The sequence below is a fragment of the Gemmatimonadota bacterium genome (genome assembly GCA_041390105.1).
Lineage (GTDB): Bacteria > Gemmatimonadota > Gemmatimonadetes > Longimicrobiales > Gaopeijiaceae > JAGQIF01.
Map to the genome: position 1 here is coordinate 156,112 of JAWKQO010000002.1, position 12,635 is coordinate 168,746.

Genomic DNA, 12,635 nt, shown 5'->3' on the forward strand with positions numbered 1-12,635 from the left:
GCTCAGCGCGTCAGCAGCCGGATCACACCGTCCTGCTTGTTCAGCAGGAACACCTGCGCGCCCGGCCCGGTGCCGAAGCGCAGATCGGCCCGACGCGCCAGCTCGCGGCCCTGTTCACGGTTCTTCGCCTGGATCACCTCCAGGAACGTCCGGGCCCGCCCGCCCTGCCGCAGCAACACTCGTCGGATGCCGTCCTCCCCCCCGTCCGGCAGATGGTCGGCGTGTAGGTAGAAGACCTCTCCGCTGGGGTTGTCACCCCAGAGCAGGAGGCCGTCCAGCTGCGGGACGCTCCCGCCCCGCACTACGACCACGCCCGTCGCGGCCGCGCTGTTTTGCAGGAGGGGGTCCGGCTGGCCGTATTCCGCCACCGGATAGGTCATGGAACGGTCGCTTCGGCTGCCGGAGAGCTCCACCGAGCGGCGGCCCACGTAGCGGAAGCTGCCCTCCCACACATTCCAGCCCAGGTTGGCTCCCGCCGTCACCGGGCTCAACTCTTCGACGGTACCCTGCCCGATGTCCGCCATGAACATGCGGCGGTTGGCACTGTCCCAGGTGAAGCGTTGCGGGTTGCGCACGCCCGACGCCCAGATCTCTCCCAGCACCCCTGAGCGGCCGACGAACGGGTTTCCGGCCGGGATGCCGTAGCCGCCCCGCCCGCCGCCGGAGCCCAGGGGATCGATGCGAAAGATCTTCCCGAAGGCGGAGCCCAGGTTCTGGGCCAGGTTGAGAGGGTCGCCCCCGCTCCCTCCGTCGGCGATCCCGACGTACAGGAGACCGAACTCCGCCGAGCCCGGCTCGGGCGTGGGGTCGAAGGCGATCTGGCCGCCGTTGTGGTTGCGGAAAGGCTGCTCGACGCGCAACACCTGCCGGGGGGCGCTGCCATCGTAGCGCGCTGCCGCGGGTGTGCGGGCGGTCCACTCCAGCAGCACGGTGTCGTGGGTGTCGTCCCCGCCGCCCGGCGTGAAGTCCGGGGTGGGGCCCGTGTCGGACACGTCGACCCAGGTGTAGAGCTTGCCGAAGCCAGGGCTTCCCTCCAGCGCGAACTGAGGATGGAAGGCGAAGCTCTGGAAGCCCTGTTCGGAGCGGCCTGCTTCCACGCCCACACCCCAGCGGGCTTCGCGGAGGTCGAGGTACGAGGTCAGCGAGCTCCCATCGTAGGCGACTGCGTAGAGAATGCCCCGCATGTCGTTGACGAAGAGTCGCTCCGTCCCCGGCTCGTCGACGAGCAGCATCACGCGGGCGGGCTCTCCTCCGACATCCGGTACCTGCGCGAACTCGCGGAAGCCGACCTCGACGACGTCCTCCGCGACCGGAATCGGCGCGGGGAACGGGTCCTCCGTTGCTTGCGCCCGGAGTGGGGCGGCGCCGAGCGACACGATCGCGAGTAGGGCCAGGGCCTTCATGTGGAGGACTCCGTGGGGTAGATCGTCCAGCCCCCGCGGGAGCGAGGGTCGCTGCCGCCTACAATAGGGAGTCGCGGTCGCTCGCGCGCGGGCCAGCGCCGCTGAGGGTCCGCTGAGTCCCCGGCGGAGCGGGCACGCGATGACCGTTCCGCCCTCGGATCTCGCTTCTTCAATCGAGGCGGGCGGGCCATGTCGGTCCGTCCCCGACCTGGGTCCACCACGAATACGGGAGGCGAAGCCATGGAACGAGCGAGGCGATCCGCCGCAGTGTCCACCGTCCTGACCCTTTCCCTGGCCCTCTGCGCATGCGCGGCGCACGAGGCGGATTCCGCTCCGTTGGCTGCCGATGTGGTGGTTTCCTGGAACGAACGCGTCCTGGGTATCGCCGAGGACGAGGACGGCTTCCTGACCCTGAAGGGCCTCCGGACGGCCACGCTGATGCACCTGGCCATGCACGATGCGCTCAACGCGATCGAGCGCCGCTACGCCACGTTTCGCCCGGTGGCTGCCACACCGGACGCCGATCCGCTCACCGCGGCCAATGAGGCTGCCTACCGGGTGGCAATCGCAGCGTATCCGGACCGCGCAGCGGACCTGGAGGCCGAGTGGAGGCGCTGGTCGACCGAGGCGACCGACCGGTCCCTACCGGCGCAGGAGCTCGGCCGCTCCGCGGCCGATGCGGTGCTGAGCGAACGGGCGCGCGACGGGTGGGACGCCGCGGCGGAATACCAATGGCACCCGATGGGTCCCGGGGTCTACGCCGAGTTCAACGAGCACAGCGGTACACCGGAGGGCTTCATCTTCGGAGCGGGGTGGGCGCAGGCGAGACCCTTCACGTTGGAGCGACCGGATCAGTTCCGCTCGCCCCCGCCCCCGGCGATCGACAGCGACGCCTACACGCGAGCCTTCGACGAGGTGAAGAGCGTGGGCGCGCAGGGAAGCACCACCCGCACCGCGGATCAGACCCACCTGGCCATGTGGTGGAAGGAGTTCGTGGAGAAGTCGCACAATCGCTTGGCGCGTGAGCTGGTGCGTGCGGACGACCCGGGGCTGTGGGAGGCCGCCAGGCTCTTCGCGCGGCTCAACATGGCCATCTACGACGGGTACGTCTCGTCCTTCGACGCCAAGTTCGCCTACAACCACTGGCGACCCTACACCGCCATCCGCTGGGCTTCCCACGACGGCAATCCGGACACGGCGGAAGATCCGAGCTGGACCAACCTGCACGATCACACCTATGCCTTCCCGTCCTATCCGTCCGCCCACGGCACGGTGTGCGCGGCGGCCATGACGGTGCTCGGTGACGCTTTCGGAGAGGAGCGCGCCTTCGACATGACCATTCGCGAGGTGGACGCGGCCGGCCCCATGTCCGATAAGATCCTGATGGACCCTGCCACGCGTTCCTTCTCCTCGTTCGCTGAGGCTGCCACCGAGTGTGCGCTGTCTCGCGTGTACCTGGGCATCCACTTCCGGTACGACTCCGAAGCGGGGACGGCGCTCGGAAGACAGGTAGGTGCGACTGCGCTGGAGACGCTGGGCGAGCGCTGACAGGGGCGGGTCGCCGACGGGCCGTGGTGGACTCCTAACGGGGCACCACTCCGTGCTGTCCTTCAGGGCACACCGCTTCGGTGGCGTCGCCGGCTCCGGGCGGCGCATCCGACTCCAACCTGGGTTCGTCCATGCCTCACGACGACTTCGGCGGGCTCCGCGAGGACCTCCGCCTTACCGGCGCGGCGCTCGGTCGCCGCGATCTACTTCGTCTGGCCTTTGGGGTCGGAATGGTCCACTTGGTCGGGTGCGATTCCAGCCCGACGTCTGCCGGCGACGCGGGTGCGTTGTGCGCCACGCAGATCCCCTCGGAGACCGAGGGGCCCTTTCCGGCGGACGGATCCAACGGGCCCGACGTTCTGACGCAGAGTGGCGTCGTGCGAAGCGACATCCGTTCGAGCTTCGCTGGCCTCTCGGGTACGGCGGCGGGCATTCCGCTCACCGTGCGCCTCACCTTGGTGTCCGCAGGGGCCTGCACGCCGCTGGCGGGACGGGCCATCTACCTCTGGCACTGCGACCGAGAGGGTCGCTACTCGCTCTATTCGTCGGGCGCCACCTCGCAGAACTACCTCCGCGGCGTGCAGGAGAGCGACGCCGACGGCGTGCTGTCCTTCACCACCGTGTTCCCGGGCTGCTACGCGGGTCGCTGGCCGCACATCCACTTCGAAGTATACGAGAGCCTCGCGGTGGCCGTGGCGTCCGGATCGGACCTGGTCACGTCCCAGCTGGCACTGCCGGAGAGCGCCTGCGATGCCGTCTACGCGACCAGCGGCTACGAACAGAGTGTGACCAATCTGTCCCGGATCAGCCTCGCGACCGACGGGATCTTCCGGGACGGCGTGGATCAGCAGCTCGCCACCGTAACGGGTGACGTCAACAGCGGATACGTGGCCACGCTCACCGTCGCCGTGTAACGCGGCTGTTCTACTCCGCCGCACCGGCCCCGGAGGGACGCGCCCTGCGAATGCGCGACCGTCCGGGGCCTTCGTGTATCGGGTGACCGCTTTTTCACACTGCCTGCGCCACTAGGGACGAGGATCCCCCGGAACCGGCTTTCCCCCCTGCCTCCCCCAGGCCTCCTCAGGTCCTCTCCCGACTTCGTGTCCCTCACTCCATATCGGAGGGAAGGCAATGCCTACCTATCGAGAAATCCTCCCCATCAAGCAGAAGGTCGAGTCCGACTTCCTGGGTCGTCCCGGCGTCACGGGTGTCGATGTCGGCACCAAGATCAAGGACGGCAAGGACACCGGCGTCCCCAGCATCATCGTGTATGTGGCCGAGAAGAAGGACGTGCCGGTCAAGCAGCGGATTCCGGCCGAGGTGGACGGCGTTCCCACCGACGTGATCCAGCTCACGTTCAAGCCCACGCCCGCCATGCAGCTCCTGACCGAGTTCAGCTCGCAGGTGGACGCGACGCGCTACGCAACGCTGAAGGGTGGCATGAGCATCGGGCCCTGCCGCTCTCTGTTCCTGCAGCCGCCCGAGGTGCCGGTGGCCGGCAACTACGTGTTCGTGGGCACGCTCGGATGCATCGTCGAGGACATCGCCACCGGCGATCCCATGATGCTGACCAACTTCCACGTAGCCGCGCTCGACAATGGCTGGACCGTGGGGGATACCATCGCGCAGCCGGGCCTGCCAGACGGCGGAATGTGCCCCGCGGACGTGAGCGGAACCCTGGCGCGAGCGGTCATCGCCGGCACCACTGCGGGTGGCGCCCCGGGCGTGGACGGCGCTGTGGTGCGCATCGCGGGACGACCGCGGGAGTGCTCCATCCTGGACATCGGCAACGTGGCGGGCACCGCCACGGCGACCCAAGGGATGAACGTGCGCAAGCGAGGGCGTACCACCGAGCTCAGCAACGGCGTCGTGCAGTCGGTCAATGCCACCGTGGTGGTGCCCTACGGGGACGGCATCGGTGACGTCACGCTGCAGAACCAGATCCTGATCCGCGGCACTCCGCAGCCCAACGGGGTTTTCGGACTGGGCGGTGACTCGGGCTCCGTGGTGGTCAACGGGAACCGTGAGATCGTCGGACTCTACTTCGCCGGCAACGACGCTGCGCCCGGGATGCCGGAGGGCGTGATCGGCGTTGCCAATCCCATCCAGGCCGTGCTCGACGCCCTCAACGTGCGCATCTGCGTGCCCAAGGCGAAGGACAAGCTCGAGAAGTTCGAGAAGATCGAGCTCAAGTTCGAAGGGAAGCACGAGATCAAGGAGATCCTCGAGAAGTCGCGGCTCAAGGACTTCAAGGACCACATCAAGGAGCTGCACAAGGAGCTCAAGAAGGAATGGAAGGAGCCCAAGGAGATCTTCGAGGGTGGCCCCAAGGAGATCTTCGAGAACGACCCCAAGGGCATCGTCGAGGACAAGCCCTTCGACGGCCCGGACTTCCCCGGTGGGCCCATCGGTCCGGGTCCCATCGGCCGCGGCTCCGACATCGAGGCCAGGCTGGCCGCGCTGGAGCAGGCACTGAGTCTGGGAGGCGTCGGTGCGCACGCGGGGGGCAAGCAGCCCGCGCAGGAGTTGAAGGCGCCCAAGGAGAAGCCTGAGAAGGTCGAGATCAAGGAGTGGAAGGAGAAACCCGAGAAGCTCGAGAAGCTCGAGAAGATCGAGAAGATCGAAAAGCGCGAGAAGCCGGAAAAACTCGAGAAGCCCGAGCGCAAGGAGCTCAAGGACATCCGCAAGGAAGTGAAGGAGTGGAAGGAGCCCAAAGAGCTCAAGGAGTGGAAGGAGCCCAAGGAGACCAAGGAGCTCAAGAAGGAATGGAAGGAGCCCAAGGAGATCTTCGAGGGCGGTCCCAAGGAGATCTTCGAGAACGACCCCAAGGGCATCGTCGAAGACAAGCTCACCGACAAGGGAGGTGAGGTGCCGGGCAATCCGGGTGGACCAGGTGCAGGTCGTTCCGGGATCGAGGAGCGGCTCGCTCGCCTGGAGGCTGCTCTCGGCGGCATGAGCCACTTCATCGGGCAGGAGCTCCGCCCGGATCTGTCCACCGGAGCGCTACGGCAGGAGCCCGACGCGGAGCTGGTGCGAAGGAGTCAGGCCCTGCAGAAGGAGGCGGGAGACGCGAAGCGCACCAAGGACCACAAGGACCACGTGGAGAAGCTGAGCGAACGTTGACCCGCGCGCGGGGGGCCGGTCGCCGGCCCCCCGCCCCTGCCTGGGAGGTGCTTCATGTGGTTGGTCCTGTGTCCCGCCGATGATCTACCGGCGCTGTGGGCCCACGCGCGTCTTCGCGAACGCTTGGGACCCGACGTCGAGCTCGTGACCCAGGAGGCGCTGGCTGCGGCGCTCTCCTGGAACCATTGGTTGTCGGCAGATGAAGTCGGCGTCGGGGTGAGGTTGGCCGACGGCCGCACCATCGATAGCCGGCGCGTGCGTGGCACGCTGAATCGGATCGTGCAGTGCAATCCCCTCCACCTGACGCTGGCGAACGCCGGAGACCGGGAGTACGCGGAGCAGGAGTTCAACGCCCTGTTCCTGAGTGCGCTCTCGGCGCTGCCCGATCCGGTGTTCAATCGACCCACGCCCCAGGGTCTGGCGGGCGCGTTCCGCCATCCCGCCGAGTGGGCGTGGCGGGCGGCCGATGCCGGGCTCCCCACGGAGCCGCTCATCCTGAGCGCCGAAAGCGCCGACCCGAGCTGGGGCTGGCATCGTCCGTTCACGCCCGGTCGCACGCTGGAGCGTGCGCTGGTGATCGGCGACCGGGTCCTTGGAGCTCCGGCTCCCGGGCTGGAGGTGGGATGCATCGCTCTGGCCCACGCGGTGGGCACCGGCATCCTGGGTGTGGATTTCGAAGTGGAGCGGGGTCAAGCCTGGTTCCACGGAGCCACGCCGCTTCCTGACCTGCGAAGCGGTGGAGACGACGCAATCGCTGCCATCGCAGCGGCGTTCACGCAGGGAGCCGCCGAGGAGTACGACCCGGCCTCTTCCGTAGCTGCGCCGCAACTCGAACTCGAGGAGGTGACGTCATGATCCTGCTCGCCGGTGTCCGCTCCGAAGAGCCGCTCCGCCTGGTGGCGGAGGCCCTGGACGAGGAAGGGACCCCCTATCGGATGTTCCATCAACGCGACTTCGATCACCTGAGCCTGCACGTACGGGTCGAACGCGGACACGTGCGCGGTGCACTGGAAATGCCGGACGGTGTGCTTCCCCTGGAGGAGGTGCACGGCGTGTACCTCCGCCTGATGGACGACCGCGTGTTGCCCGAGCTGGAGACGGAGCCGGAGGCGTCACAGCGGAGGCACCACTGCCGCGCCCTGCACGAGGCGTTGCTGCGCTGGAGCGAGATCACGCCCGCACGGGTGGTCAACCGACTGGCCGCGATGGGCTCCAACTTCTCGAAGCCCTATCAGGCGCAGGCAATCCTGGCGGCTGGATTCCGCACGCCACCCACGCTCATCAGCAATGATCCGGACCGCGTGCTGGCGTTCCAGCGCGAGCACAGGCGCATCATCTACAAGTCCATCAGCGGTGTCCGCTCGATCGTGCGTGAGCTGGGTGAAGCAGAGCGAGCCAGACTGGACCGGATCCGTTGGTGCCCGACCCAATTCCAGGCGTACGTGGAGGGTCAGGACGTGCGCGTGCACACCATTGGAGACGCGGTCTTCGCCACCGCCATCACCACGACGGGCACGGACTATCGCTACGCCTGCCGCGAGGAGGGAGGAAGCACCGAGTTGGAGGCGGTGTCCCTGGGCGCCGACCTGGAGGCCCGCTGCGTAGGGCTGGCCCGACGACTGGGACTGGACTTCGCGGGGATCGACCTGAAGCTGTCGCCCGGCGGGGCCGTCTATTGCTTCGAGGTGAATCCCTGTCCCGCCTACTCGTACTACGAAGGGCATACCGGCCAACCCATCGCGCGGACCCTGGCGCGCTATCTGGCTGCATGAGCGGCCCGGCAGGGCTGCTCGTTACGCGGCACGACCTCCGGGTGAGTGATCGCGCGGTCCCACGGTTCAGCGCCTGCCCGCGGGCACCAGGCGCACGATCCCCGTCGGCGGACCGTCCACGTCGCGGGCGGCCCCGTCGATGGCCAGGTAGATCGATCCGTCCGGGGCCTGCCTGACATCGCGGATGCGCCCCTGGTCGTGGATGAGCGTCTCCTCATGCACGACCTCTTGCCCTTCCAGCGTGAGGCGGACCAGGCGCTGACCGCTCATCCCGCCCACGAACAGGCTGCCCCTCCAGCGAGGGAACGCGTCGCCGGTGTAGAACAGCAGGCCCGAGACACCGATGGAAGGCACCCAGACGTGTACGGGTTGCTCCATGCCTTCCTGGTGCGTGCCCGCGTGGATGGCGGTGCCGCTGGTGTAGTTCACACCGTACCCGATGACCGGCCAGCCGTAGTTCCGACCCGGGAGGATCAGATTGAGCTCGTCTCCGCCCTGCGGGCCGTGCTCGTTCTGCCAGAGGTCGCCGGTCTCGGGGTGGAAGGCCATCCCCTGCGCATTGCGGTGGCCATAGCTCCAGATCTCGGGCTGGGCGCCCGGGACGCCGACAAACGGGTTGTCCTCCGGCACACGGCCGTCCTCGTACAGCCGCACGGTGCTGCCGTTGTGGTTGGACAGATCCTGCGCGGGGTGGGCCGTCAGGTCCCCTGCCGAGGGCCATTGCCGGTCGCCCAGGGTGATGAACAGATAGCCCTTCCCGTCGAACGCCAGTCGTCCGCCCCACATGGACGCACGCTCGCTGCCGTTGCCGTCGGCGTTTGCGTGGAAGATCTCCTGCACGTCGCTGAGACGGTCGTTTTCGAAGCGCCCCCGCGCCACGGCCAGGTTGCCGAGTGAATCGGGCCCTGGCTTGGTGTAGCTCAGGTAGAGCAGGCGGTTGCTGGCGAAGTCGGGATGCAGCACCACGTCGCGCATGCCGGCCTGCTCGAGCCCTCGCATGGAGCGGGCGCCCCTGCCCAGCGCAATCACTTCCGGGATGCCCTCCACCGGGTCGGGCAGCAACACGCCGTCACGGACGATGCGCAGTCGTCCCGGCCGCTCCGTCACCAACAGATCTCCCTCGGGCGTGAACGCCATCGAGAACGGGCGCACCAAGCCGTCCACTACCGGTTCGACCCGGAAGTCGTGCTCGGCGCTGCGGACCAGGGAAGCGTCATCCGCGCTCGGGTCCGGTACGGAAGGAGCACAGGCGCAGGCGGCCAGCGCGAGGACGGCCAGTGGGGCGCGGTGGACAGGTGACATCGACGACCTCCGGCATGGGTGAGCCCGGGCCATTGGGCCGTACGCGCGCCGGAACCGCAAGGGGCCTCCGCTTCAAGGGCGCGTCCCTGGGCGGGGCCCCGCCGCGCGGGTGGGCCCGCCAGCGCCGCCACCAGCGTCGCGACCCTACTCCCGCCGCAGCGCTTCCACCGGGTCCAGGCGCGACGCGCGCACAGCGGGCACCAGGCTGGCCAGCGCGGCCACGCCCACCAGCAACGCCGCCACCGAACCGAGTGTGAGCGGATCGGTGCCGGTGATCTCGAACAACAGCCGCCGGAGCCCGTTGCCGAGAGGCACCGTGAGTGCCACGCCCACCCCTGCGCCGATCAGCACCGGGAGCAGTGCCTGACGCACCACCAAGCGGCGCACCCGACCGCGGTCGGCTCCCAACGCCACCCGGAGCCCGATCTCCTGGGTGCGTTCGCTCACCGTGAACGAGACCACCGCGTAGATGCCGACCGCCGCGAGGATCAGCGCGAAGATCCCGAACACGGTGAGCAGCATGGTGGTGGCCCGGCGTGTCGAGATGCCGGAGGCGAACGCCTGCTCGATGGTCTGGATGGCGTAGATGGGCTGGTCCGCATCCATCTGGGCGACGGCCGTCCGTACGGAGGGCAACAGCGTCGCGGGCTCCACGTCCGTGCCCAGCAGCAGGAAGAGCTGGTTCTGGTTGCCTCCGAGCTGATCGTGCAGCCCGAAGATCTCCGGCTCCGGTGGACGATCGAGGCCGCGGTTCTGCGTGGTTCCCACCACCCCGATGATCTCGTGCCAGGGCTGTTCCGAGTCGGGGCCGCCCAACTTGAGGCGCTTGCCCACCGGATCGACGCCGGGGTAGTAGCGGCGCGCCGCGGACTCGTTGATCACCACCACGCGCGGGGTCTCGGCGCGGTCACCGGTCCCGAACACCCGCCCGCTTCGCAGCGGGATGCCGAGCGCCTGGAAGTAACCGCGCGTGACCACGGTGGTGAGCGCGCGGGGAAGCGTGGCGTCGTCCGAGACGGTGCCGCCTTCGAACCAGAGCTCGGACTGCGCGAAGGCGATGGGCGGGAACTGGGTGCCCGCCGCGGCGCTGCGTACGCCGGGCAGCGCCTCCATCCGCTCCACCAGCTCCCGGAAGAACGCCGGTACGGCGTCGCCCTGGTACTCCTCGCGCGGAAGCGTGAGGCGCATGGTCAGCACGTTCTCGTGGGCGAACCCGGGATTCACGCGATTGAGCCGCACGAAGCTGTTCACCAGCAGCCCGCCCCCGGCGAGCAGCACGAAGGCCAGGGCCACCTCGGTGCCGACGAAGAGGCGCTGTAGACGCTGACGACTCGCGTTGGACGTGGAGCCCCGACCCTCCGCCTGCAGAACGCCGGCGGTTTCGGTGCGGCTGCCCTGGAACGCGGGCACCAATCCGAACAGGATGCCCGCAGTCAGAGCCACGAGCGACGTGAACGCCAAGACTGCTCCGTTGATCTCGACCGCTCCCGCGATGGGAAGCGCGAGCGTGGTGAGCAGGGCGCGGAGGCCGGCGTTCCCGAGGAACGCGAGTCCCATGCCCGCTGCCCCTCCCAGCAGCGCCAGGACGATGCTCTCGGCCAGGAGCTGCATGACGAGCGTGCTTCGGCCCGCGCCCAACGCCGTGCGCACCGCCATCTCGCGACGGCGCCCCTGTGCCCGAGCCAGCAGCAGGTTGGCGGTGTTGGCGCAGACCAGCAGAAGCACGAATGCCACTGCGCCCAGAATCACGAAGGCGCCGGTGCGGAAGGTCTGCGAGGCCACCTCGTTCCAGCGTAGCGCCTGGATCCGCCACCCTTCGTACTCCTCGAACTCGCCCACGTAGGCCAGCTCCACCCGGCGCGCGATGCCTTCCATCTCCGTGTTCACCTCCGCGAGCGAGGCTCCGTCGCGGATGCGGGCCAGCAGCTGGAACTGGCGTCGGTTGCGGGGAAAGACCTCAGGCTTGACCGGCATGATGGTCCACAGGTCCATCCCGTAGATGACCAACCCTTCGGGCAGGATCCCGATGAGCGTGTGCGGTTGGCCGTTGATGAGGAGGCGACTTCCCACCAGGCTGGAGTCGGCTCCGAAGCGGTCCCTCCAGATGCGGTAGCTGAGCAGCGCCACCGGATCGCCGCGCTCGACTTCGTCGTCGGAGAAGCCACGACCGAGGTGGGCCGGCATGCCGACGGTCCTCAGCGCGTCGCCCCACCAGAATCCGGTGAACACGTTCTGGGGTGGCCCGTCGCCGGCGATCTGCCGATTCCCCATGTCCCAGGCCACGACGTCCTCGAGCGTCTCGGTGTTGTCGCGGATGTCGACGTATTCGGCCGGGGCCATGTGCTCCCAGAACTCCAGATCCCCCCCGAGCTTCGGGAAGCCCGTGCCCACGCCCACGATCCGGTCCGGTTCGGGAAAGGGGAACGGGTTCAAGACGAGCCCGTAGACCGCGCTGAACACCGTGGTGTTGGCCCCGATGCCCAGTGCCAGCGTGCCCACGATCACCGTGGTGAACGCAGCGTTCTTGCGGGCGGCGCGCAGCGCCAGCCGCAGGTGGTTCAGCAGCGATCGCATGACTCCATCTCCTTTGGGGGCCTTCCTCTTCGTCCACCGCCGCCGCGTCCGGTGCCCCAGGTTGGGCGCCACCGACCCCAGGGCCTGCCGCCAGTACCAACGCCGCGCGGCCGCCAGGCCGTGCTGCGCGCGAGACTCGAACTCCTCCTGCAGGTCCCCCAACTGGGCCTCCCTCAAGTCGGCCGAGGCCGAGAGGGCCACCAGCAGCCGCGCGATCCGGGGCGCCCGCCCGGCTTCCGACGCGCTCATGCGCGCTCCGCCGCGTCCGGCTCGCCGCCCAACTCCACACCGTCCCACATGCGGTCCATCATGGTCCGCGATGCTTCCAGGGCCCGGGCTCCGTCTGGCAACAGGCTGAAGTGGCGTCGGGCCCGGCCTCCCCGGGTGGGGGTGGGATCGCCCTCCTCGGAGGCCACCAGTCCCTTGTCCTCGAGACGCGCCAGTGTGGTGTAGACCGACCCGACCGTGACGTCGCGTCCCGTCCGGCGCTCGATCTCACGTCGGATCGAGACCCCGTAGCCACGCCCCTCCAGCTGGGCCACGGCCAGGAGCACCACCTGCTCGAACTCACCCAGGAACTCGCCTTTGCCCACCTCTGCCTCCTCCGGCCACGTTTGTCCTACAAAATCGAATAATAGGACGAGGGGGGTTCGCGAAAGGTTGCAAGACCCGCCCGAGCCCGCGGATCAGCACGCCGCGATCCTGAGGGAGCTGATCCCCTACGCGGCCAGTCGCTCCGACCTGGTCCCGGACGCCCATCTTGCCGCGCTCGCCATCGAGTACGGCATCACGCTCTGCACCACGCATGGGGACTTCGCGCGCTTCCCCGGGCTCAGCTGGAAGAACCCGCTGACGACGCCCGTCTGAGGCGTGGCAACGAGACTCCCTCCTACAGCTCCGCCTTCAAACCGTG

Annotated in this window: 10 protein-coding genes; 6 read left to right on the plus strand and 4 right to left on the minus strand. The window is 68.5% G+C overall.

Annotation, left to right across the window (positions count from 1 at the left end; translation table 11 throughout):
• Positions 1 to 2: 2 nt before the first annotated feature.
• Complete coding sequence (locus R3E10_10005; protein ID MEZ4416082.1) at positions 3 to 1,403, minus strand: PQQ-dependent sugar dehydrogenase; 1,401 nt, start codon at positions 1,401 to 1,403, stop codon at positions 3 to 5.
• 240 nt (positions 1,404 to 1,643) lie between these two features.
• On the opposite strand from R3E10_10005, the gene R3E10_10010 reads away from it, so the two are divergent.
• The 5 genes from R3E10_10010 to R3E10_10030 all read left to right on the plus strand — a co-directional run bounded on the left by R3E10_10010 (position 1,644) and on the right by R3E10_10030 (position 7,846).
• A complete protein-coding gene (locus R3E10_10010; protein MEZ4416083.1) occupies positions 1,644 to 2,951 on the plus strand; it encodes a vanadium-dependent haloperoxidase in 1,308 nt (435 codons plus the stop codon).
• A 131-nt stretch (positions 2,952 to 3,082) separates the two neighbouring features.
• Complete coding sequence (locus R3E10_10015; protein MEZ4416084.1) at positions 3,083 to 3,865, plus strand: intradiol ring-cleavage dioxygenase; 783 nt, start codon at positions 3,083 to 3,085, stop codon at positions 3,863 to 3,865.
• A gap of 217 nt (positions 3,866 to 4,082) precedes the next feature.
• A complete protein-coding gene (locus tag R3E10_10020) occupies positions 4,083 to 6,074 on the plus strand; it encodes a hypothetical protein (protein MEZ4416085.1) in 1,992 nt (663 codons plus the stop codon).
• A gap of 54 nt (positions 6,075 to 6,128) precedes the next feature.
• Positions 6,129 to 6,929 (plus strand): hypothetical protein, encoded by an 801-nt coding sequence (locus tag R3E10_10025; GenBank protein MEZ4416086.1) that lies wholly within the window; start codon positions 6,129 to 6,131, stop codon positions 6,927 to 6,929.
• Entirely contained in the window at positions 6,926 to 7,846 is a 921-nt protein-coding gene (locus R3E10_10030; protein MEZ4416087.1) for a glutathione synthase, read from the plus strand. The genes R3E10_10025 and R3E10_10030 overlap by 4 nt, the downstream gene beginning before the upstream one ends.
• 66 nt (positions 7,847 to 7,912) lie before the next feature.
• Here the strand turns inward: R3E10_10030 and R3E10_10035 are convergent, their stop codons facing one another.
• From R3E10_10035 to R3E10_10045, 3 genes are all read right to left on the minus strand, one after another.
• Positions 7,913 to 9,148 (minus strand): PQQ-dependent sugar dehydrogenase, encoded by a 1,236-nt coding sequence (locus tag R3E10_10035; GenBank protein MEZ4416088.1) that lies wholly within the window; start codon positions 9,146 to 9,148, stop codon positions 7,913 to 7,915.
• A gap of 144 nt (positions 9,149 to 9,292) precedes the next feature.
• Positions 9,293 to 11,971, minus strand: a complete 2,679-nt coding sequence (locus R3E10_10040) for an ADOP family duplicated permease (protein MEZ4416089.1) — start codon at positions 11,969 to 11,971, stop codon at positions 9,293 to 9,295.
• Positions 11,968 to 12,315 carry a helix-turn-helix transcriptional regulator gene (locus tag R3E10_10045; protein ID MEZ4416090.1) on the minus strand — a complete coding sequence of 116 codons (348 nt, stop codon included), beginning with the start codon at positions 12,313 to 12,315 and terminating at the stop codon, positions 11,968 to 11,970. Before R3E10_10045 ends, R3E10_10040 begins: the two co-directional genes overlap by 4 nt.
• A gap of 67 nt (positions 12,316 to 12,382) precedes the next feature.
• Between R3E10_10045 and R3E10_10050 the strand changes: the two genes are divergently transcribed.
• Positions 12,383 to 12,589 (plus strand): hypothetical protein, encoded by a 207-nt coding sequence (locus R3E10_10050; GenBank protein MEZ4416091.1) that lies wholly within the window; start codon positions 12,383 to 12,385, stop codon positions 12,587 to 12,589.
• The last annotated feature ends 46 nt before the right edge of the window (positions 12,590 to 12,635 follow it).

What these genes read in the sequence shown, in the direction of transcription:
- R3E10_10030 (MEZ4416087.1), top strand. Translation starts at nt 6,926, where the DNA reads ATGATCCTGCTCGCCGGTGTCCGCTCCGAAGAGCCGCTCCGCCTGGTG.
- R3E10_10040 (MEZ4416089.1), bottom strand. Translation starts at nt 11,971, where the DNA reads ATGAGCGCGTCGGAAGCCGGGCGGGCGCCCCGGATCGCGCGGCTGCTG.
- R3E10_10005 (MEZ4416082.1), bottom strand. Translation starts at nt 1,403, where the DNA reads ATGAAGGCCCTGGCCCTACTCGCGATCGTGTCGCTCGGCGCCGCCCCA.
- R3E10_10035 (MEZ4416088.1), bottom strand. Translation starts at nt 9,148, where the DNA reads ATGTCACCTGTCCACCGCGCCCCACTGGCCGTCCTCGCGCTGGCCGCC.
- R3E10_10020 (MEZ4416085.1), top strand. Translation starts at nt 4,083, where the DNA reads ATGCCTACCTATCGAGAAATCCTCCCCATCAAGCAGAAGGTCGAGTCC.
- R3E10_10010 (MEZ4416083.1), top strand. Translation starts at nt 1,644, where the DNA reads ATGGAACGAGCGAGGCGATCCGCCGCAGTGTCCACCGTCCTGACCCTT.
- R3E10_10025 (MEZ4416086.1), top strand. Translation starts at nt 6,129, where the DNA reads ATGTGGTTGGTCCTGTGTCCCGCCGATGATCTACCGGCGCTGTGGGCC.
- R3E10_10015 (MEZ4416084.1), top strand. Translation starts at nt 3,083, where the DNA reads ATGCCTCACGACGACTTCGGCGGGCTCCGCGAGGACCTCCGCCTTACC.